Raw genomic sequence first — 22,472 nt, forward strand, 5'->3', positions numbered from 1 at the left:
CGAGGGACGGGGGAGCACCCCACGCGCTCCCGCCCGACAACGGTCATCGGGCCCGCCGGGGCCCGGCACGCGTACGCCTGCCGGGCCCCGGAACGCCGTCTACGGAAGCCGCTTGTCGATCGCCGACCGGCCTTCCGCGGCGATCCTGTCGTGCGCCCACTTCAGGTTCTCCGGAGTGAGGTCCCGCCCGGAGGCGAGGACCAGGTCCTCGGCGCTCGGATGGTCGCTCCCGCCGGTGTGCAGCAGGTGGTCGGGAGTCACTCCCTGGACCTCCGGAACGGTCACAGATACGGATTCGGGCTCTTCGCTCATGCCGCCTCCTCGTCCTTGCCGCAATTCTCGCTCCGCGCGGACGTCACCGCACTCCGGTGCCCGGGAGTCCGGCCTCCCGCTGGGTGTCCAGGTCGCTGTGGAGCAGTTCGGCGCCCCCTACCTCACCCATCGGCCACATGGGCAGAGACGGTCACAGCCGTCGCGTGTCCTTGTCATGGGATTATGCGACTTATGTCACGTTTGACCCTCCGCAGCCGATCTCCCCGATCGGGCTCGCACACGAAGGAGAGTCATTCCATGGATCGCTTCAGGCGCGTTTCGGCCGCCGTCGTGACGGCGGTGGCCGTACTCGCGGGTGCGGGCGGGGCCGCCGCCTCGTCCGGCGTCCCCGCTCCCCCCGTCCGGCCGAGCGTCGCGAAGCCGGCGGCGCTGCCCGCGCTCAGCGCGAGGACGACCGTGCGCACCGTCGCGGCCTGGCAGGAGTTCCGGGTCCACGGACCGGCCAGGCACCTTCCCGCGGGCACCAAGGTGACGCTTCAGCAGAAGCAGGGCAAGCGGTGGGTCTCCCTGCCCGCTTCGATGAAGACCAACCGCAACCACTCCTACAACCTGCGCGTGCTGCTCGGCCTCAGGGGCAAGAACACCCTGCGGATCGTCGGTGGCGGTGCGGTCTCCCCCGTGATGCGCGTGACCGTGCGCTGACCGCCCGCCCGCGCGAAGCACGGCCGGGGAACCTGGGGCGGCGTCAGCTGTCCCAGGTCCACTCAGCGACCTCCGGCAGGTCCGTGCCGTGCTCCCGGATCCATGCGTGGTGGCGCGTGCGCGCGTCCGCCATCTCCTGGCGTACGGCGATGGCACGGACCCCGAGACCGGGCACCCGGTCGATGACGTCCATGACCAGCCGGTACCGGTCGAGATCGTTGCGGACCACCATGTCGAACGGTGTGGTGGTCGTGCCCTCCTCCTTGTACCCCCGTACGTGCAGCTGAGAGTGGCCCGTGCGGCGGTACGTCAGCCGGTGGACCAGCCACGGATAGCCGTGGTAGGCGAAGACGACCGGCTTGTCGGTGGTGAACAGGGCGTCGTACTCGGAGTCGGGCATCCCGTGCGGATGCTCCCCCTGCGGCAGCAGCCTCGTCAGGTCGACGACGTTGACCACCCGTACGGCCAGTTCCGGCAGGTGCCTGCGGAGCAGGCTCGCCGCCGCCAGGGTCTCCAGGGTGGGTACGTCCCCGGCGCAGGCGAGCACCGCGTCCGGTTCCCGGCTGCCGTCCTCCGTACCGGCCCACTCCCAGGTCCCCGCCCCGCGTGCGCAGTGGGCCCTGGCCTCGTCGATGCCCAGCCAGTCGAAGCCCGGCTGCTTGCCCGCGACGATCACGTTGACGTAGTCCCTGCTGCGCAGGGCGTGGTCGGCGACGGACAGCAGGGTGTTGGTGTCCGGCGGCAGGTAGACGCGGACCACCTCGGGGCTCTTGTTGAGGATGTGGTCGACGAATCCGGGGTCCTGGTGTGAGAACCCGTTGTGGTCCTGGCGCCACACGTGGGACGTGAGCAGGTAGTTCAGTGAGGCGATGGGACGGCGCCAGCCGAGCCGGCGCGAGGTGCGCAGCCACTTGATGTGCTGGTTGACCATCGAGTCGACGATGTGGGCGAACGCCTCGTAACACGAGAACAGCCCGTGGCGCCCGGTCAGGAGATAGCCCTCCAGCCAGCCCTGGCAGAGGTGTTCGGAGAGCACCTCCATCACCCGGCCGTCGCGGGCGAGGTGCTCGTCGACCGGGAGTACCCGCGCCTGCCACGCCTTGCCGGTGGTTCCGTAGAGGGCGCCCAGCCGGTTGGAGGCGGTCTCGTCGGGCCCCACGACCCGGAAGTCCCGGCGTCCGGCGGTGGCGGCCATGACGTCTTCGAGCAGCCCTCCCAGGACGGTGGTCGGCTCGTGCTGGGTGGCACCGGGACTGTCCACCGGCACCGCGTGGTCGTCCAGGGGCGGTACCGGCAGCTCCCGGAGGAGGAGCCCGCCGTTCGCGTACGGGCTCGCGCCCAGCCGGAGATCGCCCTCGGGTACGCAGTCGAGTACCTGCGCGTTCGGGCACCCCGAGGAGCCGAAGAGCTCTTCGGGCCGGTAGGAACGCAGCCACGCCTCCAGCTGGCGCAGGTGCTCCGGGTTGTCGCGGACCCCGGACAGCGGGACCTGATGGGCGCGCCAGGTGCCCTCCACCGGCAGGCCGTCGACCGCCGCCGGGCCGGTCCAGCCCTTGGGGGTGCGCAGGACGATCATCGGCCAGCGGGGGCGCTCGGTCGCGCCCTCGGTACGCGCGGCCCGCTGGAAGGCGTGGATGCGGTCCACCGCGAGGTCCATGGCTGCGGCGAGTTCGCGGTGGACGGCTGCGGGTTCGTCACCGCTGACGTACAGCGGCTCGTGGCCGCAGCCGCGCAGCAGCGCGTCGAGCTCGCTCTGCGGGATGCGGGCGAGGACCGTCGGACTGGCGATCTTGTACCCGTTGAGGTGCAGGATCGGCAGGACCGCCCCGTCGTGCACCGGGTCGAGGAACTTGTTGGAGTGCCAGGAGGCGGCGAGCGGTCCCGTCTCCGCCTCCCGTCGCCGATGACGCAGGCGACCAGGAGCTCCGGGTGGTCGAAGGCGGCGCCGTAGGCGTGGGTGAGGGCGTAGCCGAGCTCGCCGCCCTCGTGGATGGAGCCCGGGGTCTCCGGGGAGACGTGACTGGGCACACCGCCGGGGAAGGAGAACTGCTTGAACAGGGCTCCCATACCCGCGGCGTCCCGGGTCACGTCGGGATACGTCTGGGTGTAACTGCCCTCCAGCCAGGAGTTGGCGAGTACCGCGGGCCCGCCGTGGCCCGGGCCCCAGACGCAGAGCGTCCGCTGCTCGCGGGCCTTGATGACCCGGTTGAGGTGGGTGTACACGAGGTTCAGCCCGGGCGCGGTGCCCCAGTGTCCGAGGAGGCGGGGTTTGATGTGCTCGGGCGCGAGAGGCTGTTCGAGCAGCGGGTTGGCCATCAGGTAGATCTGGCCGGCCGCGAGGTAGTTGGCGGCGCGCCAGTGCGCGTCCAGGGCCGCGAGTTCGTGGGCGGACAGCGGGGTGTCGCTCATGAGGTGGCTCCTCGGCAGGGTGCGGGCAGGACCGTCAGCACCCCGTCAGGCGCTGTACCAGACGGTGGTGGCGTTGCAGAACTCGCGGATGCCGTGGCCGGCGAGCTCACGTCCGTAGCCGGAGCGCTTGATGCCGCCGAAGGGCAGCGCGGGGTGGGAGGCCGTCATGCCGTTGAAGAACACACCGCCCGCCTCCAGATCGCGTACACAGCGCTCCATCTCGCCGGTGTCCTGGGTCCACACGTTGGAACTGAGCCCGAAGGGGGTGTCGTTGGCGAGCGCCACGGCCTCGTCCAGGCCGGCCGCGCGGTAGAGCGTGGCCACCGGGCCGAAGGTCTCCTCATGGTGGACGCGCATTTCGGGGGTGATGCCGGACAGCACGGTCGGGCTGTAGAACCAGCCGCCCTCCAGACCGCCGCCCAGACCTTCGGGGCGGGCGCCGCCGCACAGCGCGGTGGCTCCCCGGCGTACGGCGTCGTCGACGAGCTCCTCCAGGTCGGCGCGGCCCCGCTCGCTGGCGAGCGGTCCGACGTCGGTGCTCTCTTGCGCCGGGTCCCCGACGGTCAGCGCGCGCATGCCATCGGTGAACCGCTCGGCGAAGGCGTCGTACACCTCGGTGTGCACGATGAACCGCTTGGCTGCGATGCAGGACTGCCCGTTGTTCTGCACCCGGGCCGTCACCGCGGTCGTCGCGGCCTTCGCGATGTCCGCCGAGGGCAGGACCACGTACGGATCACTGCCGCCCAGTTCCAGGACCGTCTTCTTCACCTCGTCGCCCGCGATCGACGCGACGGACCGGCCGGCGGGCTCGCTGCCGGTCAGTGTCGCGGCGGCGACCCGGGGGTCCCGGAGGATCGCCTCGATGGCCTTGGAGCCCACCAGCAGGGTCTGGAAGCAGCCCTCGGGGAATCCGGCCCTGCGGAACAGGTCCTCCAGGTAGAGGGCGGTCTGCGGGACGTTGGATGCGTGCTTGAGCAGGCCGACGTTGCCCGCCATGAGGGCGGGGGCCGCGAAGCGCACGACCTGCCAGAGCGGGAAGTTCCAGGGCATGACGGCGAGGACGACGCCCAGTGGCCGGTAGCGGACGTACGCCCGGGAGGCACCGGCGTCGCGCACATCGGCGTCGGCCGGCTCCTCGTCCGCGAGCAGCCGCTCGGCGTTGGCCGCGTACCAGCGCATGGCCTTGGCGCACTTGGCCGCTTCGGCGCGGGCGGCCTTGACGGGCTTGCCCATCTCGGTGGTCATGGTGCGGGCGATCTTCTCCTGGTCCTCGTCCAGGAGGTCGGCGGCGCGGCTGAGCAGCCGGGCCCGCGTGTCAAAGCCGGTGGTGCGGTACTCGCGGAACGCGCCGGCGGCGGTGGCGAGTCGTCGCTCGGTCTCCTCCGGCCCCAGCGCGTCGAACGAGGTGATCGTCTCGCCGTTCGCGGGGTTGACCGTCGCGATGGGCATGGCAGTGGCCTCCTCGGGTGGATTACTTCGACCGTGCCGCGCCACGCTCCGGCGCGCAAACGCGGCTCCCGTCACACGTACCCGGCCGACGCGGATCATGCGTGCGGTGTGCACACGGTCCGCACCGGCCGGGTCGTCACCCGCGGCACTGTCATACCAGGACGGAGACCGGCACTTCCCGCGCTTCGGGTGCCCCGGGCAGCGGCAGGTACGCCACCGGTCCGGTGCTGCGCGGCGCCTGCGCGTAGCGGGTGAACCAGACGACTTTGCCCTCGGCGGTCCGGCAGGTGCCCCAGCTGTCGCTCAGCGCCATCACGCGGCTGAGGCCGCCGCCACCACCGCTGAGCAGCCTCGGCATCCCGCTGCCGTTGTCGGCGACGGACACCGTGAGGTGACGGCCGGTCCAGCGGAGTTCGACGACGGCCTTGTTGCCGTCGCCGACATGCCGGTGGACATTGGTCAGCAGTTCCTCGGCGGCCCGGCACACCGGCCGGACGTGCAGGTCGAGGTCCCAGTGCCGAAGGTGCGCGGCGACGATGCGCCGCAGCTGGGTGACGCGGTCCACCGATACGTGCAGGTCGACCTGGTAGCTCCGGTCGAGTGGAAGGGTCATTGTCGAGGCTCCTTACCGCGAGGCCCACATGCTTCACCTGGTCGAACCAACGGCCCCCGAACACGAAGCGTGAGCGGTCATCACTTACCGGTCACTCATTAGGGTGACCCGGAGGAGTGGTTACCGCAACAGATGAGCGTCCTCAGCGGGTCAGCGGGGCCGAACGGGTGCTTTCACGGCAGGTAGGGCAGCAGCTTGTCGGGGGTGAGCGGCAGTGCGCGCAGCCGGGCTCCGGTGGCGTGGCGCACGGCGTTCCCGATGGCGGCCGCGGTGCCGACGACGCCGATCTCCCCGATGCCCTTGCTGCCCATGGGGTTGAGGTGGGGGTCGTCCTCCTCGATCCAGTGGGCGCTGATGTCGGGGACGTCGGCGCACACCGGCACGTGGTAGGAGGCCAGGTCGCTCTCGACGAAGTCGCCGAAGACCGGGTCCATGGTGCTGCCCTCGGTCAGGGCCATGCCCAGCCCCATGACCATGCCGCCGATGAACTGGGAGCGTGCGGTACGGGCGTTGAGGATGCGCCCGGCGGCGTAGACACCGAGCAGGCGTCGTACGCGCACCTCACCGGTGCGGGAGTCGACGGCGACTTCGGCGAACTGCGCGCCGAACGCGTGGCGCGCGTAGGGCGGTTCCTGCGCCGTCTCCTCCCCGGTGTCGGCGGTGACGGTGATCCCGGCGTCCGGGACCGGCCCGGTGTGCTCGCGCAGCCGGTCCCTCAGGGCCGTGGCCGCCTTGTGCACGGCCCATCCCCAGGAGGCCGTACCGGAGGAGCCCCCGGCGAGCGGAGCGCGGGGCAGGTCGCTGTTGCCGATCTCGACGGTCACCCCGTCCACGGACGTGTCGAGCGCGGCGGCGGCGATCTGGGCGAGGACCGTGCGGGCGCCCGTCCCGATGTCGGTGGCGTTGGTCCGGATGCGGTAGGAGCCGTCCGGCGCCGCGTGGGCCGAGGCGGTGGACGGGCTGACGAGCACGGGGTACGTCGCCGAGGCCACCCCGGTGCCGATCAGCAGCGGACCTTCCTGGCGGCTCGCGGGCCGCGGATCGCGCCCGTGCCAGCCGAACCGTTCGGCACCTTCGCGCAGGCAGGCCGCCAGGTTGCGGCTGCTGAACGGCCGCCCGCTGTCCGGCTCGGTCGCCGGTTCGTTGCGCAGGCGCAGCTCGACGGGGTCCACGCCCAGGGCGCAGGCCAGTTCGTCCATGGCCGACTCCAGCGCGTACATCCCCGGCGCCTCCCCCGGTGCGCGCATCCAGGAAGGGCTGGGCACGTCGAGGGCGGTGACGCGGTGGGTGGTGCGGCTGTGGGGCGAGGTGTACATGGTGCGCGCGGGCACGGCGGCCTGCTCGACGAACTCCTTGACGGTGGAGGTGTGGGTGACGACCTCGTGGGCCAGCGCGCTGATCACCCCGGCGTCGTCGGCGCCGAGCCGCACCCGTTGCACGGTGGGTGCCCGGTGTCCCACCACGGCCGCCAACTGCTGTCGCGGGAAGGCGAGTTCGACGGGCCGCCCGGTGTGCCGTGCGGCCATCGCCGCCAGCACGACCTGGGGGCGCGGGGTGCCCTTCGAGCCGAATCCCCGCCGACGTGCTCGGAGACGACGGTGATCCGGCCGGTCCCGAGCCCGAACACCTGGGCGAGGGTGTCGCACACCTTCGTGGCGCCCTGGCTGGAGTCGTGCACGGTCAGGTGGCCGTCCGCCCACTCGGCGGTGCAGGCGTGCGGTTCCATCGGGTGGTTGTGGAGGGCCTCAAGGGTGTACGTGGCGTCGACGCGGACCGGAGCGGCGGCGTACGCCCGGTCGAAGTCGCCGCGTTCGCGGACGGCCGGGTGGCCGCCGTTCGCCTGCTCGGGTGTGTAGAGCCCGGGGTGGTCCTCGGTGAGGACGACGTCGTGCTCTTCGGTCTCGTACTCGATCCGCACCTCCCGCGCCCCGGCCCTGGCGGCTTCGAGCGTGTCGGCGACCACGAGCGCCACGGGCCAGCCCCGGTGCGGGACGCGGTCGTTCTGGAGGACCGCGAGGATCGGGTCGTCCGGCTCCTCCAGTCGGGGGGCGTTGTCGTGGGTGAGGACGGTGTGCACGCCCGGGACGGCGAGGGCGTCCGCGGTCCGGATCGCGGTGATCCGGCCGCGGGCGACGGTGGCGGGGACGGGCCAGGCCCGCAGACAGTCCGGCGGGGTGTGCTCGACTGCGTAGCGCGCGGCGCCTGTGACCTTGTCCCGGCCCTCGCGGCGGACGACGGGCGCACCCGTGGACTGGTGGGCACGGCTCATTCGGAGTCCTCGGTTCCTCAGGTGCGGGGGGTGCCGGGCGAGGCGGCTCGGCCGGTGAGTTCGGTGAGTGCGCCGACCGCCAGGTTGCGGGCGAGGTCCACCTTGAAGGCGTTGGCGCGCAGGGGCCGCGCCGCGCCGAGTTCGGCGCGCACCGCCCGTACGAAGGTGCCGGGTGTGGCGGGTGCGCCCCGCAGCAGCTCCTCGGCCGCGCGGGCACGCCACGGGCGGTGGGCCAGCCCTCCGAAAGCGAGCGCGGCCTGCTCGACCTTCCCGTCCCGCACGTCGAGGACGACGGCGACCGAGGCCAGGGCGAAGGCGTACGAGGCCCGGTCGCGGGCTTTGCGGTAGAGGGAGACGGTGGTCTGCGTGACGGGCGGCAGCGTCACTTCGGTGATCAGCTCACCGGGCCGGACGGCGGTGTCCTGGTCCGGGTTGTCACCGGGCAGGCGGTGGAAGTCGGTGACGGGGACCGTCCGCTCGCCTTCGGGTCCGTGCAGCTGGACCGTGGCGTCGAGGGCGGCGAGCGCGACCGCCATGTCCGAGGGGTTGACGGCCACGCACCGCTCCGAGTGGCCGAGGACGGCGAGGTCGCGGTGGGAACTCTCCCGGGCGGAGCATCCGGTGCCCGGGGTGCGCTTGTTGCACGGCTTGGAGATGTCCTGGAAGTAGGGGCAGCGGGTGCGCTGGAGCAGGTTCCCGCCGGTGGTGGCGGCGTTCCTGAGCTGCCCGGACGCTCCGGCGAGCAGGGCCTGCGACAGGGCGGGGTAGCGGGTGCGCACGGCGGGATGGGCGGCGAGGTCACTGTTGCGCACCGTCGCGCCGATCCGTAGGCCGCCTTCGGGGGTGCTGGTGACCCGGTCCAGGGGCAGCCGGCTGACGTCGACGAGCAGCTCGGGTGTCTCGACGCCGAGCTTCATGAGGTCGACGAGGTTGGTGCCGCCGCCGAGGAACGCGGCCCGGGGTGGCCCGCGGCCGCGCGGACGGCCTCCGCCACGGAGGCGGGGCGCACGTAGGCGAACGGTTTCACGGCGCGACGTCCTCGATGGCATCGACGATGTGGGGGTAGGCGCCGCAGCGGCAGAGATTGCCGCTCATGCGTTCGCGGATCTCGTCCCGGCCCAGGGGCGCCGGCGGCACGGTGCCTTCCTGCCGGGCGGCGAGGGCGTCGTGCGGGGTGGCGTGCGAGGGGAATCCCCGGGCCGCCTCTCCCAGCATGCCGACCGCCGAGCAGATCTGGCCCGGGGTGCAGTAGCCGCACTGCAGGGCGTCCCGGTCCAGGAACGCCTGCTGGACGGGGTGCAGGCGGTCGCCGTCAGCCAGTCCTTCGACGGTGGTGACCTGGGCACCGTCGTGGGCAACGGCGAACAGGAGGCAGCTGTTGACCCGCCGCCCGTCGACGAGCACGGTGCACGCGCCGCACTGGCCGTGGTCGCAGCCCTTCTTGGCCCCGGTGAGACCGAGGTGCTGGCGGAGCGCGTCCAGGACGGTGGTGCGGTGATCGAGCGTCAGCGTCCGTGCGGTCCCGTTGATGTGCAGGGTGAGGGTCGACCGGTCGGGAAGAGCGGCCCGGCCCTGGCCGGTACCACCCTTCCCGGGGCTGGTGGGGTCCATGCGCGAGCACCTTCCCGAATGAGAATTCTGCCCTGGTTCCTACCAGATGTGCGAGCGGGCGGCGCGGACCGGAGCGGGCCGGTCGGCACCTGACGCCGTATGGACTACCGGTTGGCCAGCTCGAGGCGGACCTCTTCCTCCTGGTCACCGGCGGCCGTCCCGACCATGCGTACGGCGAACGACTCGGCGAGGTGTTTACGGAAGCGGTCGACGGCCCAGTAACCACCCTGCACGTCCATGAGTACCGGCGCCGTGAGCTGCGCGGGGGCGTCCGCCGCCTTGGTCTCACCGACATCGACGGTCGCGAACCAGACGGTCGGACGCGTGGACGACTCCTCGGCGGGCTCGTCGTCCGCGGGCCGGTCGGAGACGAAGGAGTGCCGCAGCAGGTCGAACACGGTCCGCGCGTCCTCCTCCGCACATCCCGTGACCGCTACTACTACATCCCGGCTCTCCTGATGGCCGGGCGCCTGCTCTGCCGTGCTGTTCACCATGGTTCCTTCCGGTCGGGTCTCGCGGCTCTTCCCTCCAGGCTCACCCCGCAGCCGTATGACTGCGACACGAGAGGAGGGGGCACACGGAACGTGTTCCTCCGAAGGGGAAGCCAAACACATTCCTCAGCAGATCGTCCCAAAATATGAATTAACGCAGATACCCGACTGCATGCAGGTCTCCGGGGTATGCGGCAAGCATGGATGTAACGAACGGAGCGCAGAGTTCTCTCGCCGCCACCCTCGCCGATGACGGTGGCCCCTACGGCATCGTGCTGCCGATCGTCGGGCTGGCCCTGGTGTGCCTGATCATCGGTGCCTTCTGGCTGGGCAAGCGCCGCACGGACGAGGAGCCGCCGCCGCCCAGCCCCGAGGAACAGCCGGTCAAGCCCGATCGGCGTACCCACATCGAGGAGACCGGTACGCACGGGGGTGACGCCTTCCCCACGGACGGCCGGCGCCTCTCCCCGCACCAGCTCAGCGACCGCGGCGGCGAGGTGGCCCCGCCGGAGGCCGACCCGCCCCGCGACCCCCGCTGAACCGCCTCCCGCGACACGCGGCCCCGCCGGTCGGCGGGGCCGCGTGTTGCGGGAGCACGCGCACGAGATGACGCTGGTCCCGGCCGCGGCACCGAGAAAGCCGTGCCCGCAGAACTGACGAAGGCAGTGGCACCATGACCAGAAGCGAACCGGAAGCGAGCTGGGCGGCGGCGCCCCTGACCGGACCCGCCGCCCCCTGCTGGGTCAATCTGCTGACCCGCGATCTGGACGCCGCGCAGCGTTTCTACGGCGCGGTGCTGGGCTGGACGTTCCGGCCCGGCCGACTGGGCCAGGAGTTCGCCGTGGCACGCCGCGACGACGTCCCGGTCGCCGGGATCGTGGCCGTGGCGTCGGCCTACCGGGTGGCCGTGGCATGGATTCCGTACTTCGCCGTCGAGGACGCCGACGTGGCCTCCGCCCGCATCCGCGAACGCAGCGGGACCGTGGCCGTCGGCCCCCTGTCGCTCGGCAAGGGCCGCGGCGCCCTGGCCGCCGACCGGGACGGCGCCGTGTTCGGCATCTGGGAGCGCACCGAGGCCAGCACCTCTCCCCCGTCCCCCGCCGGGCACTCCCACGCCTGGCTCCGCCTGCGTACGAGGAACGCCTTCGACGCCGCGATCTTCTACGGTGAGGTGCTCGACTGGGCCGACGGGAGCCCCGGCAGCTGTGAGGTGGCCTATGTGAGGGACGAGGTCATCGTGCGGTGCGCGGGCCGGCCGCTCGCCCGGATCAGTTCGGGTGCGGTGGAGTCCGCCCCCGACCCCATGGTGCGACCGCACTGGCAGATGCAGTTCCCTGTGTCGGATGTGGAGAGGACCGTGGCCTGCGCGGTGGAGCACGGCGGGGCTCTCGTCGAGCGGCGCCCGGTGCAGCACGGGAGCGAGGCGACCCTGTGTGACCCGGACGGGGGTCTCTTCACCGTCACGGATGTCCGGACACCGGATGTCCTGGAGGACTGAGCTCAGCCCTCGCGGCCCGGCGGCCCGCCCGGCCCGGAGTGGTCGGCCGGCCGCGGACCGCTGCTCCGCGCCCGGGCACGCAGCGGGGCGACGAACCAGCACACCAGGAACCACAGCGCCATCGCTCCCACGAGCCAGAGCGCCAGGGAATCGTGCAGGGCCACTCTCAGAATGAGGAGCAGGGCGGAGCACATGGTGAAGAACAGCAGCACGAGCCCCACGACGGTCACCCGCGAGGCCCACCGGACCGTCTGCGGTTTCACCCGCCGCCCGGTCAGCAGCCGGTGGTAGAAGACCGGCCCGATCAGCGCGGCCACCGTCGCCGAGCCGAGCAGCACGGTCACCACGTAGATACCGCGGTCCAGGTCCGACAGGGTGGTGAAACGGGGCTGGAAGACCACTGCGAGCAGGAAGCCGAACAGGATCTGCACGCCGGTCTGCGCGACCCGCAGTTCCTGGAGCAGGTCGTTCCACCGCCGGTCCGCCCGCTCCTCCTCCGTCTCCTCCCGGCCGTCGTCCCCCCGTGGACGGCTCTCGCGGGGACCACCGTCCCCGCCGCTCCCTGTCGATTCCACGGCGCGCCTCCGTCTCCGGGGCCCCGCCTTCCATGGTGGCACCGGCCTGTCCGCGCACCACATGCCACGTCGCCCGGCGCTCTCGACGGCACGGGATCATTCCCCTAGGCTTTCGCCCACGGCATCGCGCGTCGGTCACCGGCCGGGTGAGGCGTGGAGGTGGCCCGTGAGATGCCCGCTGGAGGCATTCCACCGTGTCGGTCAAGCTCGATCACACCATCGTTCACTGCAAGGACAACCGGGAGTCCGCCGACTTCCTGGCGCACATTCTGGACCTGGAGACCGGGGAGCCGTGGGGCCCCTTCATCCCGGTCCCGCTCGCGAACGACATCACTCTGGACTTCGCGACCGTTCCCGCCGCGTCGATCACGCCCCAGCACTACGCCTTCCTCGTCTCCGAGGCGGAGTTCGACGTGGGGTTCGCCCGCATCCAGAAGCTGGGGATCGCGTACTTCGCCGATCCCCACGAGAGGCTCCCTGGCGAGATCAACCGGAACGACGGCGGACGGGGTGTGTACTTCGCCGACCCGAGCGGTCACGGCATGGAGCTCCTGACGGTCCCCTACGGCGGCTGGTCCTAGGAGGTGTCCCGGCCGGTCCGGCTCTCGGGAGCGGCCGGGCTTCTCACGTGAGGGCGGACGGACCGGCCGACGCCGAGCGTCAGCTCGGGCCGGTCCCACATCACCGCGGGCGGGCTGGCCAGGACGGTGCCGACCGGTTCGGCTCCCACGCCGCGGTAGAAACCCTCGGCCGGCGGGTGCGAGACGATACGCACAGCGGTCAGACCGGCTCGCCGCGCCTCCTCCCTCAGATGGTCCACGAGCCTGCGCCCGATGCCGAGCCCCTGGGCCGCGTCGCCCACGAACAGCAGGTCCAGCTCGGGGGGCGAGACGATCAGCGCGTAGAAGCCCAGCACCTGACCGGTGGCGGGGTCGGCGGCGACGAACACCTGGTGGGTCTCGATGTAGTCGGGGCCGATGCGGTAACCCTCGACCATCGGGGCGTACCGGCCCCCGTACGCGCGCGAGGTCCTCACCAGCCTGGTCAGCCGCTTGGCGTCGCGGGCGACCGCCCGTCTGATCACCGCCGCCTCGCCCGACCCCGTAACGCTTGATCTCATGGAGCGAGTATCCCGCATGGGCCGTGCCCGTCGGTCGCGGTCGCGGTCGCGCGCCTCGCGCCACGGCCTCCAGGTTGAGCGGCGGCCCTGCGGCGGCATGAGCGGCGCCTCGCGGATCTCCTCGTTCACGCCCCCAGCGGCCCGCCCGGGCGGTCAGTGGTCCGCTGCGGCCACCTCGACGGTGAACGACGCGGTGCGGACCTCGCCGCCGTGCCGGAAGTCGAGGAAGAGCCGGTAGGTACCCACGCTGGGCGCTGTCGCGGTGAACGAGACCTCCGGACCCGGGCCGCCCTCGTTCGGGTGGACGTGCAGGTAGGCCAGGTCACCGGAGCGCAGGGCCACCAGATGCCCGTAGGCGCCCAGGTGGGGCTGGAGGTCGGTGACGGGCCTGCCGTCCCTGCTGACGGTCAGGGTGAGTTCACCGGCCCGGCCGGCACGCAGCCCGCCGCTCAGCGCGACCCGGTAGCCGTCGACCTCCGCGACGGCGCGGACGGGCGGCATCCCGGCGGGGCGGAAGGTCCCCGCCACCACGAGATCGGCGCCGAGCGTGCGGTTCGTGCCGCGCTCGCCCGCGGGGGTGAAGTCGGCGAAGAGGCGGTAACCACCGGCCGCGGGAAGTTCGACAGGGGCCGACCAGGTGCCGTCGGCCGACCGCACGGGGTGCAGATGGCGGTAGGTGGTGAGGTCGCGGGAAGCCACGACGAGATGGAGCTCCTTGCCGTGCTCGCGGCGGTAGTCGGTGAGGCCGGCGCCGTGCTCGTCCTCGATGGCGAAGCGGATCTCGCCGGGGGTGCCGGCCGTGAGCGTCGGCGTCCGGAGCGCGAGGGTGTAGCCGCCCTCGGAGACCTCCAGACCGCCCGCCGCACCGCCCCTCCGCACCGCCCCGGCCCCCTCCTGGTGACCGCCGTGCCCTTCGCCCCCGGTCTTCTCCCGCCGCTCAGGCGCAGGGTGCGCGGGACCCGCGTGCTGCGACCCGGTGCCTAGCACCGGGTCGGCGCTCTTGCCGACGCCGTACGCGGTGCCGAACGCGGCGGCGAGCGCGGCAGCGTACGCGGTGATCTTCAGTCCGGTGTTCATGGCGGTCTCCCCAGAGGCGACGGATCTGCTTCCGACACCCTCAACATACCCCCAGGGGGTACCAAGTCAAGCGAGAGGGGTCTCCACCCCGCCCGGAGGACAGGGAGGGGAGAGGGCGCGGGCGCGGTCAGACGGGCACCGTGAGTTCGACGCGCAACCGCTCCACCACCGACCCGGGCAGACGCAGCCCGTCCCGTACGTAACCGTCGAGCCCGCCCCACCGTTCGTCGACGGCGTCCAGGGCCGCGTCCAGATAACGGGGCCGGACCTCGACGACCGCCGAGGCGATGTCCGGGGAGCCTCCAGCGTCGAGGAAGTTCCGCACATAGGGCGCGAAGGCGGCCCGTACGGCGGGGTTCACGGCCAGAAACTCCGCCCGCACCGCCTCTCTCGACGCACCGGCGATCAGCAGCAGGATGGCGGCGGCCCAGCCGGTGCGGTCCTTGCCCGCCGTGCAGTGGAAGAGCACGGGTCTCGCCCTCGGATCGGCCGCCGTCTCCAGGAACGCCCGGCAGGCGGCGGCGGCACCGGGTGAGAGCACCATCTGCCGGTACGTCTGCGCGAACAGCTCCTCGGCCTTTCCGCCACCGAGGACCCTCTCGGCGGCGGCCGGATCGGCGAGCAGGGCCTTGAGGCGGGCGGGGGCGACACCCGGCCTGTCCCCGAGCACGTCGGCCACGAAGAGCCGGGCCCCACGGGCAGCCGGTCCGGCGCCCACTGCCGCTCGTCGGCGGTACGCAGGTCGACGACGGTGCGGATGCCGAGCGCGGCCACCGCCACGTCGCGCACGGCGTCGAGACCGCTCAGCTGTCCGGAGCGCAGCACGATGCCCTGCCGCATCCTGCGGCCGGGCGCGAGGGTGATGCCACCCAGGTCGCGCAGGTTGAGGACGGTGGCGGCCGGGACGGCCCGGGCGGTCTGCATGATCATCTGCCTCTTCCGTCTCCGAAGCCCGGCAATCGTGGCTATTCGGTCCTACATCAGGAGACTTGCACATAATAGGCACCATCCGGCCGATTCCCCCCGCCGAACGCGGCGGCCGGGTAACGCCCCGGCCGTGCCGGATACGCCACGGCCCGTAAAGGATCAAGTACGATCCCGGGAGGGCAAGGTCACAACGGGTCACCCACTGCGGCCCGAGTGGCTGCCCTAGCATCTGAGCATGACGGTCCTGCCTGCTGACGGGCTTCCACTGGCCGCCGAGTTCTCCGACCCTTCCCACGAGCAGTGGCAGCGCCTTGTCGAAGGCGTGCTCCGCAAGTCGGGCAAGGACGTGACGGGCACGGCAGCCGAGGAAGCACTGTCCACCGCACTGGAGGACGGGCTCACCACCCGGCCCCTCTACACCTCCGACGACAGCTCGCCCGCCACCGGATTCCCCGGCTTCGCGCCCTTCACCAGGGGCGGCAGGGCCGAAGGGAACACCGCGGGCGGCTGGGACGTGCGCCAGCGCCACACGCTGACGGACCCCGCGCGGTTGAACGAGGCCGTGCTCGGCGATCTGGAGAACGGTGCCACGTCGCTGTGGCTGACCGTGGGCGGGCCCGCCGGGATTCCGGCCGCCGGCCTCGGCCGGGCCCTGGACGGCGTCCTCCTCGACCTGGCCCCTGTGGCGCTCGACGCGGGCGGTGAACTCGACACTGCGGCAAAGGAGTTGCTCCGGCTCAACGCGGAGCGGGGGGTAGCGGACGAGTCCGTGCGCGGAAGTCTCGGCGCGGACCCGCTGGGCGACGCGGCCCGCACCGGGGCGGAGCCGGACTTCGAGGCCGCCGTCCGCTGGGCGCAGGTCTGCGACACCCGCTACCCGGGTCTGCGCGCGCTGGTGGTGGACGCGTTGCCGTACCACGAGGCCGGCGGTTCGGCCGCCGAGGAGCTGGGCTTCTCGCTGGCGACCGGCGTCGCCTACCTGCGGGCGCTGACGGGGGGCGGGCTCTCCGTCGAGGCGGCCTGCGCCCAGCTGGAGTTCCGGTTCGCGGCCACCGCCGACCAGTTCCTGACCATCGCCAAACTGCGCGCCGCCCGCCTGCTCTGGGCGAGGGTCGCCGAGGCGTGCGGCTCCGTGCACTCCGGCGCGCAGCGGCAGCACGCGGTGACCTCGTCGGTCATGATGACGCGCCGGGACCCCTGGGTGAACATGCTGCGCACCACGCTGGCGTGTGTCGGGGCGGGTGTCGGCGGGGCCGACTCGGTGACGGTGCTGCCGTTCGACCACGCGCTGGGCCTCCCCGACGCGTTCGCGCGGCGTATCGCGCGCAACACCTCGACGATCCTCATGGAGGAGTCGCATCTGGCGCGGGTCATCGACCCGGCGGGCGGCTCCTGGTACGTGGAGCGGCTCACCGCCGAACTGGCCGCCGCCGCCTGGGAGTTCTTCCAGGAGACGGAGCGGGCCGGCGGCCAGGCCGCCGTCCTGCGCTCGGGGGCGGCCGGTGAGCGGCTCGCCGCCACCTGGGCCGCCCGCAGCAGGGACCTGGCACGCCGCAGGGAGCCGGTGACGGGGGTCAGCGAGTTCCCGAACCTGACGGAACCCGCCGTGGAACGCGAGCCCGCGCCCGCCGTCCCCGCCGGCGGCCTGCCCAAGGTCCGCAGGGACGAGGCGTTCGAGGCGCTGCGGGCCCGGTCCGATGCCCAGGTGGCGGTCTCGGGCGCGCGCCCGACGGTGTTCATCGCCGCGCTGGGCCCGGCCGCGACGCACACGGCGCGTGCCTCGTTCGCCTCCCATCTCTTCCGGGCAGGTGGCATCGAGCCCGTCCATGATCCCGTGTCGGTGGACGCCTCGACGGCCGCCGAAGCCTTCGCCGCCAGTGGCGCGAGGATCGCCTGCCTCTGTTCAGGTGACGCGCTCTACGCCGAGCAGGCCGAGTCCGTCGCCGCCGCCCTGAAGACGGCCGGTGCCGAGCAGGTGTTCCTCGCGGGCAGGCCCGGGTCCTACCCCGGTGTGGACGGTTACGTCTTCGCCGGCTGCGACGTGGTCGCCGTCCTCTCCTCCGTACTCGACCGCATGGGAGTGGCGTGATGCAGAACCCCGGAACCTCACCCGGCGCCGCGGAGAATCCGGTTCCCGACTTCTCCCAGATCCCGCTCGGCACCGGCGTCGCCCCGGAGGGGTCCACCGACCGCTGGCGCGGCGCGGTGCGGGAGGCGACCGGCCTGTCCGGCGATGAGCTCGTCTGGGAGACGCCCGAGGGCATCGCCGTGAAGCCGCTGTACACGGACGAGGACGTGGCGGGTCTCGACTTCCTCGGCACGTATCCGGGCATCGCCCCGTATCTGCGTGGCCCCTACCCGACGATGTACGTCAACCAGCCGTGGACCATCCGGCAGTACGCGGGCTTCTCCACCGCCGAGGAGTCCAACGCCTTCTACCGGCGCAACCTCGCGGCCGGCCAGAAAGGGCTCTCGGTCGCCTTCGACCTGCCGACCCACCGCGGTTACGACAGCGATCACCCGCGGGTGACGGGTGACGTCGGCATGGCGGGCGTGGCCATCGACTCGATCTACGACATGCGCCAGCTCTTCGACGGCATCCCCCTGGACGAGATGTCGGTGTCGATGACGATGAACGGTGCGGTGCTCCCCGTGCTGGCGCTGTACATCGTGGCCGCCGAGGAACAGGGCGTGCCGCCCGAGAAGCTCGCGGGGACCATTCAGAACGACATCCTCAAGGAGTTCATGGTCCGCAACACCTATATCTACCCGCCGGGTCCCTCGATGCGGATCATCTCCGACATCTTCGCGTTCACCTCGCAGAAGATGCCCCGGTACAACTCGATCTCCATCTCCGGCTACCACATCCAGGAGGCCGGAGCGACGGCCGACCTGGAGCTGGCGTACACGCTGGCCGACGGGGTTGAGTACCTGCGGGCCGGCCGCGACGCGGGGCTGGACGTCGACGCGTTCGCGCCGCGCCTGTCCTTCTTCTGGGCGATCGGCATGAACTTCTTCATGGAGATCGCGAAGCTGCGGGCGGCCCGGCTGCTGTGGGCGAAGCTGGTCAAGGAGTTCGAGCCGAAGAACGACAAGTCCCTCTCGCTGCGCACCCATTCCCAGACGTCCGGATGGTCGCTGACCGCACAGGACGTGTTCAACAACGTCACCAGGACGTGTGTGGAGGCGATGGCCGCCACCCAGGGGCACACCCAGTCGCTGCACACCAACGCGCTGGACGAGGCACTGGCCCTGCCGACGGACTTCTCGGCGCGGATCGCCCGTAACACGCAGTTGCTGCTCCAGCAGGAGTCGGGCACCTGCCGGGTCATCGACCCGTGGGGCGGCAGCGCGTACGTGGAGAAGCTTACGGACGACCTGGCTCGGCGGGCCTGGCAGCACATCGAGGAGGTCGAGGGGGCGGGCGGTATGGCCAAGGCCATCGACGCGGGTATCCCCAAGCTCCGGATCGAGGAGGCCGCGGCCCGTACGCAGGCGCGGATCGACGCCGGGCGCCAACCCGTCATCGGGGTCAACAAGTACCGGGTGGAGACCGACGAGAAGATCGACGTGCTCAAGGTCGACAACTCCTCCGTGCGCACCCAGCAGATCGAGAAGCTGCGGCGGCTGCGCGAGGAGCGCGACGAGACGGCGTGCCAGGAGGCGCTGCGGGCACTGACTGCCGCCGCCGGCCGGGAGCCCGGTCCGGATCTGGAGGGCAACCTGCTGGCGCTGGCCGTCGACGCGGCCCGGGCGATGGCCACGGTCGGCGAGATCTCGGACGCACTGGAGCAGGTGTACGGCAGGCACGCGGGGCAGATCCGTACGATCTCCGGCGTGTACCGCAAAGAGGCAGGAGACTCCCCCGCAGTGGACCGCACCCGCACGCTGGTCGACGCCTTCGCGGAGGCGGAGGGCCGCCGGCCGCGCATCCTCGTCGCGAAGATGGGCCAGGACGGCCACGACCGCGGCCAGAAGGTGATCGCCACGGCCTTCGCCGACCTGGGCTTCGACGTCGACGTCGGCCCGCTCTTCCAGACGCCGGGCGAGGTGGCACGGCAGGCGGTCGAGGCGGACGTCCACGTCGTCGGGGTCTCCTCACTGGCCGCCGGGCACCTCACGCTCGTACCGGCGCTCCGCGAGGAGCTGGCGGCGGAGGGCCGTGAGGACATCATGATCGTGGTGGGCGGTGTGATTCCGCCGCAGGACGTCGAGGCGCTGCACGAGGCGGGGGCCACCGCCGTCTTCCCGCCCGGCACGGTGATCCCCGACGCGGCCCACGACCTGGTCACGCGGCTCGGTGCCGCGCTCGGCCACGAGCTGTGAGCCGCTGACCGCATGCCTTCGACGATCGACATCGACAGGTACGTGGAGGGGGTGCTCGGCGGGAAGCGGGCGTACATCGCGCGCGCCATCACTCTCGTGGAGTCGACCCGTCCACAACACCGGCCCCTGGCACAGCAGTTGCTCACCCGGCTGCTGCCGCACGCGGGGCAGGCCCGGCGGGTGGGTGTCAGCGGGGTGCCCGGCGTGGGGAAGTCCACGTTCATCGACGCGCTCGGCACCATGCTCACGGGCCTCGGGCACCGGGTCGCGGTGCTGGCCGTCGACCCCTCCTCCAGCAGGACCGGCGGCTCGATCCTGGGTGACAAGACCAGGATGGAACGGCTGGCCGTCGACAGCCGTGCTTTCGTACGCCCTTCCCGAGCGCGGGAACACTCGGCGGGGTCGCCAAGGCGACGCGCGAGTCCATGGTGGTGATGGAGGCGGCGGGCTACGACGTCGTCCTCGTGGAGACGGTGGGGGTCGGACAGTCGGAGACGGCCGTGGCCCACATGGTCGACACGTTCCTGCTGCTGACCCTCGCCCGGACGGGCGACCAGCTCCAGGGCATCAAGAAGGGCGTCCTGGAGCTGGCGGACGTCATCGCGGTCAACAAGGCCGACGGCCCGCACGAGCGCGACGCCAGGTCGGCGGCGCGCGAACTGGCGGGCGCCCTGCGGCTGATGCACCCGGCGGACGCCGCGTGGACTCCCCCGGTCCTCACGTGCAGCGCCCGCGAGTCGAGCGGCCTCGACGCGCTGTGGGAGCAGCTGGAACAGCACCGCACCCTGCTCGACTCCACCGGCCGGCTGACGGCGAAGCGCCGGGAGCAGCAGGTCGACTGGACGTGGACGATGGTCCGCGACGAGCTGTTGGACAGCCTGCGCGACCATCCCGTGGTGCGTGCGCTCTCTCCCGCGCTCGAACAGCGGGTACGGGACGGTGAGCTGACGGCCACGCTCGCCGCCGAGCAGATTCTCGGCGCGTTCCGCGGCGACGCGGAGCAGCCCGGCGGTGAGCCAGGGCCGACCGGCTGACGCCTCATGGCCGGTCTCCGGAGCGGTGCGGCGGTGTCGACGCGGCGGTGCTCACCGGCCCCGAGCAGCTCTTCGTGCACCACACCGTTCCGGGCGCCTGAACGGCACCCGGCCGCCGGCGCGCCGCGGTACCCGCAGGGCACCGCGGCGCACGGGATCAGCCGGCCGCGTCCAGCGCGGCGGAGACCAGCGCACGGGCCTCGTCCTGGACTTCGGCCAGGTGATCCGGCCCCTGGAAGCTCTCCGCGTACACCTTGTAGACATCCTCGGTCCCCGATGGGCGGGCGGCGAACCATGCGCTGTCGGTGCAGACCTTGAGGCCGCCGATGGGGGCGCCGTTGCCGGGGGCCTCGGTGAGGACGGCCGTGACGGGTTCACCGGCCAGGGTGTCCGCGGTGACCTGCTCCGGGGAGAGCCGGGCCAGGACCGCCTTCTCCTCACGGGTCGCGGGGGCGTCGACGCGGGCGTACGCCGGGTCGCCGAACCGTGCCGTGAGCTCCTTGTAGTGCTGGGAGGGGGTCGATCCCGTGACGGCCGTGATCTCGGAGGCCAGCAGGGCGAGGAGGATGCCGTCCTTGTCGGTGGTCCACACGCCGCCGTCGCGGCGCAGGAAGGACGCCCCGGCCGACTCCTCGCCGCCGAAGCCCAGGCTGCCGTCGTAGAGCCCGTCCACGAACCACTTGAAGCCCACCGGCACCTCCGTCAGCGGGCGCCCGAGATCGGCGGCGACCCGGTCGATCATGGAGGAGGAGACGAGTGTCTTGCCGATGCCCGTACCCGCCGGCCAGCCGTCGCGGTGGGAGAACAGGTACTGGATGGCGACGGCGAGGTAGTGGTTGGGGTTCATCAGCCCGCCGTCCGGGGTGACGATGCCGTGCCGGTCGGCGTCGGCGTCGTTCCCGGTGGCGATGGTGTAGGCGTCGCGCCGCTCGATCAGCGATGCCATCGCGTACGGGGACGAGCAGTCCATACGGATCTTGCCGTCCCAGTCCAGCGTCATGAAGCGCCAGGTGGGGTCGGCCAGCGGGTTGACCACCGTGAGGTCGATGCGGTGGCGTTCGGCGATGCGCCCCCAGTAGGCGACGGACGCGCCACCGAGGGGGTCGGCCCCGATGCGGACACCCGCGTCGCGGACGGCGTCCAGGTCCAGGACGGCGGGCAGGTCGTCCACGTACGCCGTGAGGAAGTCGTGACGGCCGGTCGTGCCGGCGGCCAGCGCCCGGGCGTACGGTACGCGGCGGACCTCCTTCAGTCCGCCCTCGATGAGCGCGTTGGCGCGGTCCTGGATCCACGAGGTGGCGTCCGACCCGGCCGGGCCGCCGTGCGGCGGGTTGTACTTGAAGCCGCCGTCACCGGGGGGGTTGTGCGACGGGGTCACCACGATCCCGTCGGCGAGGCCGTCTGACCGGTCGCGGTTGTACGTCAGGATGGCGTGCGAGACGGCCGGGGTCGGGGTGTAGCCGTCGGCGGAGTCGATCAGGACGGTGGCACCGTTGGCGGCCAGGACCTCCAGGGCGGTGACCCGGGCGGGCTCGGACAGCGCGTGGGTGTCGGCGCCGAGGTAGAGCGGCCCGTCGGTGCCCTGGCGTGTCCGGTAGTCGCAGATGGCCTGCGTGGTGGCGGCGATGTGGTCCTCGTTGAAGGCTGCCGCCGTCGCGCTGCCCCGGTGACCCGAGGTGCCGAAGGCGACGCGCTGGTCGGCCTCGGCAGGGTCGGGGTGTACGGCGTAATAGGCCGTCACCAGCCGTGCCACGTCCACCAGGTCTCCTGGCTGTGCCGGCTTCCCGGCCCGTTCGTGCACCATGTGATCTCCTCGTTCTCGGCCGGCCGGCCGTCACCGCCGGTGCTGCGGTGACGGCCGGCCACAGGTGTTCTGCCTGATTCTGCCCTCCGCCCCGGCCGCCGCCCGCCCCGCGTGGCCGAAACGCCCGCACCCGCGGTCTCCTGGTCCACGGCCTGCCCGTCGTGCGCCCCCACGCGTCGCCGGGTGGGCGTATCCCGGTCGCGGCGGGCGGGTTTCGGACGTCGACTGGTGGTATCCGGGTCCCTGAGGGCACTGCCCGACCGTGCCGCCGGGCCCGCCCACCGACGAGCCGAA

15 protein-coding genes and 5 pseudogenes are annotated in these 22,472 nt (G+C 72.2%); 7 read left to right on the forward strand and 13 right to left on the reverse strand.

Annotated features, from left to right (window positions below):
• Positions 1-99: 99 nt before the first annotated feature.
• The gene (locus Sfulv_RS01175) at positions 100-312 is read right to left on the reverse strand and encodes a hypothetical protein (protein WP_173310437.1); all 213 of its coding nucleotides are present in this window, start codon (positions 310-312) and stop codon (positions 100-102) included.
• A gap of 258 nt (positions 313-570) precedes the next feature.
• Here Sfulv_RS01175 and Sfulv_RS01180 point away from each other — a divergent pair, with 258 nt between their 5' ends.
• Positions 571-975 (forward strand): hypothetical protein, encoded by a 405-nt coding sequence (locus tag Sfulv_RS01180; RefSeq protein WP_173310439.1) that lies wholly within the window; start codon positions 571-573, stop codon positions 973-975.
• Between the two features lie 43 nt (positions 976-1,018).
• Here the strand turns inward: Sfulv_RS01180 and Sfulv_RS01185 are convergent.
• The 7 genes and pseudogenes from Sfulv_RS01185 to Sfulv_RS01215 form a co-directional block, all read right to left on the reverse strand.
• Positions 1,019-3,384: pseudogene (locus Sfulv_RS01185) on the reverse strand (phosphoketolase family protein).
• Positions 3,385-3,429: 45 nt separating this feature from the next.
• On the reverse strand, positions 3,430-4,833 hold the full coding sequence (locus Sfulv_RS01190; protein ID WP_173310441.1) for an NADP-dependent succinic semialdehyde dehydrogenase: 1,404 nt from the start codon (positions 4,831-4,833) through the stop codon (positions 3,430-3,432).
• A 151-nt stretch (positions 4,834-4,984) separates the two neighbouring features.
• The gene (locus Sfulv_RS01195) at positions 4,985-5,446 is read right to left on the reverse strand and encodes an ATP-binding protein (RefSeq protein ID WP_173310442.1); all 462 of its coding nucleotides are present in this window, start codon (positions 5,444-5,446) and stop codon (positions 4,985-4,987) included.
• Positions 5,447-5,619: 173 nt separating this feature from the next.
• Positions 5,620-7,715: pseudogene (locus tag Sfulv_RS01200) on the reverse strand (xanthine dehydrogenase family protein molybdopterin-binding subunit).
• A 17-nt stretch (positions 7,716-7,732) separates the two neighbouring features.
• A pseudogene (locus Sfulv_RS01205) lies at positions 7,733-8,742 on the reverse strand (FAD binding domain-containing protein).
• Positions 8,739-9,326, reverse strand: a complete 588-nt coding sequence (locus Sfulv_RS01210) for a 2Fe-2S iron-sulfur cluster-binding protein (RefSeq protein WP_173310444.1) — start codon at positions 9,324-9,326, stop codon at positions 8,739-8,741. Before Sfulv_RS01210 ends, Sfulv_RS01205 begins: the two are co-directional and overlap by 4 nt.
• A gap of 104 nt (positions 9,327-9,430) precedes the next feature.
• Complete coding sequence (locus Sfulv_RS01215) at positions 9,431-9,817, reverse strand: hypothetical protein (protein WP_173317497.1); 387 nt, start codon at positions 9,815-9,817, stop codon at positions 9,431-9,433.
• Between the two features lie 200 nt (positions 9,818-10,017).
• Between Sfulv_RS01215 and Sfulv_RS01220 the strand changes: the two genes are divergently transcribed.
• On the forward strand, positions 10,018-10,356 hold the full coding sequence (locus Sfulv_RS01220) for a DUF6479 family protein (protein ID WP_173310446.1): 339 nt from the start codon (positions 10,018-10,020) through the stop codon (positions 10,354-10,356).
• A gap of 134 nt (positions 10,357-10,490) precedes the next feature.
• Positions 10,491-11,315, forward strand: coding sequence for a VOC family protein (locus tag Sfulv_RS01225; protein ID WP_173310448.1), 825 nt, complete (start codon positions 10,491-10,493; stop codon positions 11,313-11,315).
• Positions 11,316-11,317: 2 nt separating this feature from the next.
• Here the strand turns inward: Sfulv_RS01225 and Sfulv_RS01230 are convergent, their stop codons facing one another.
• Positions 11,318-11,890: a DUF6328 family protein gene (locus Sfulv_RS01230; RefSeq protein ID WP_173310450.1), complete on the reverse strand. Its 573-nt coding sequence runs from the start codon at positions 11,888-11,890 to the stop codon at positions 11,318-11,320.
• Between the two features lie 194 nt (positions 11,891-12,084).
• Between Sfulv_RS01230 and Sfulv_RS01235 the strand changes: the two genes are divergently transcribed.
• Entirely contained in the window at positions 12,085-12,471 is a 387-nt protein-coding gene (locus Sfulv_RS01235) for a VOC family protein (protein WP_173310452.1), read from the forward strand.
• On the opposite strand, the gene Sfulv_RS01240 is transcribed toward Sfulv_RS01235, so the two are convergent.
• From Sfulv_RS01240 to Sfulv_RS01250, 3 genes and pseudogenes are all read right to left on the reverse strand, one after another.
• Positions 12,468-13,010 (reverse strand): GNAT family N-acetyltransferase, encoded by a 543-nt coding sequence (locus Sfulv_RS01240; protein WP_173310454.1) that lies wholly within the window; start codon positions 13,008-13,010, stop codon positions 12,468-12,470. The genes Sfulv_RS01235 and Sfulv_RS01240 overlap by 4 nt on opposite strands.
• A gap of 153 nt (positions 13,011-13,163) precedes the next feature.
• Positions 13,164-14,087, reverse strand: a complete 924-nt coding sequence (locus tag Sfulv_RS01245; RefSeq protein ID WP_173310456.1) for a DUF8832 domain-containing protein — start codon at positions 14,085-14,087, stop codon at positions 13,164-13,166.
• A gap of 127 nt (positions 14,088-14,214) precedes the next feature.
• A pseudogene (locus Sfulv_RS01250) lies at positions 14,215-15,011 on the reverse strand (tyrosine-protein phosphatase).
• Between the two features lie 238 nt (positions 15,012-15,249).
• Here Sfulv_RS01250 and Sfulv_RS01255 point away from each other — a divergent pair.
• The 3 genes and pseudogenes from Sfulv_RS01255 to meaB all read left to right on the forward strand — a co-directional run bounded on the left by Sfulv_RS01255 (position 15,250) and on the right by meaB (position 20,374).
• Complete coding sequence (locus tag Sfulv_RS01255; protein WP_173310458.1) at positions 15,250-17,103, forward strand: methylmalonyl-CoA mutase family protein; 1,854 nt, start codon at positions 15,250-15,252, stop codon at positions 17,101-17,103.
• Positions 17,103-19,340 carry a methylmalonyl-CoA mutase gene (scpA, locus tag Sfulv_RS01260; RefSeq protein ID WP_173310460.1) on the forward strand — a complete coding sequence of 746 codons (2,238 nt, stop codon included), beginning with the start codon at positions 17,103-17,105 and terminating at the stop codon, positions 19,338-19,340. The genes Sfulv_RS01255 and scpA overlap by 1 nt, the downstream gene beginning before the upstream one ends.
• Before the next feature lie 12 nt (positions 19,341-19,352).
• Positions 19,353-20,374, forward strand: a pseudogene (gene meaB, locus Sfulv_RS01265) (methylmalonyl Co-A mutase-associated GTPase MeaB).
• A gap of 157 nt (positions 20,375-20,531) precedes the next feature.
• On the opposite strand, the gene pgm reads toward meaB, so the two are convergent.
• Positions 20,532-22,178: a phosphoglucomutase (alpha-D-glucose-1,6-bisphosphate-dependent) gene (gene pgm / locus Sfulv_RS01270; protein ID WP_173310462.1), complete on the reverse strand. Its 1,647-nt coding sequence runs from the start codon at positions 22,176-22,178 to the stop codon at positions 20,532-20,534.
• Positions 22,179-22,472 lie beyond the last annotated feature (294 nt).

The sequence above is a fragment of the Streptomyces fulvorobeus genome (assembly GCF_013167895.1).
Lineage (GTDB): Bacteria > Actinomycetota > Actinomycetes > Streptomycetales > Streptomycetaceae > Streptomyces > Streptomyces fulvorobeus.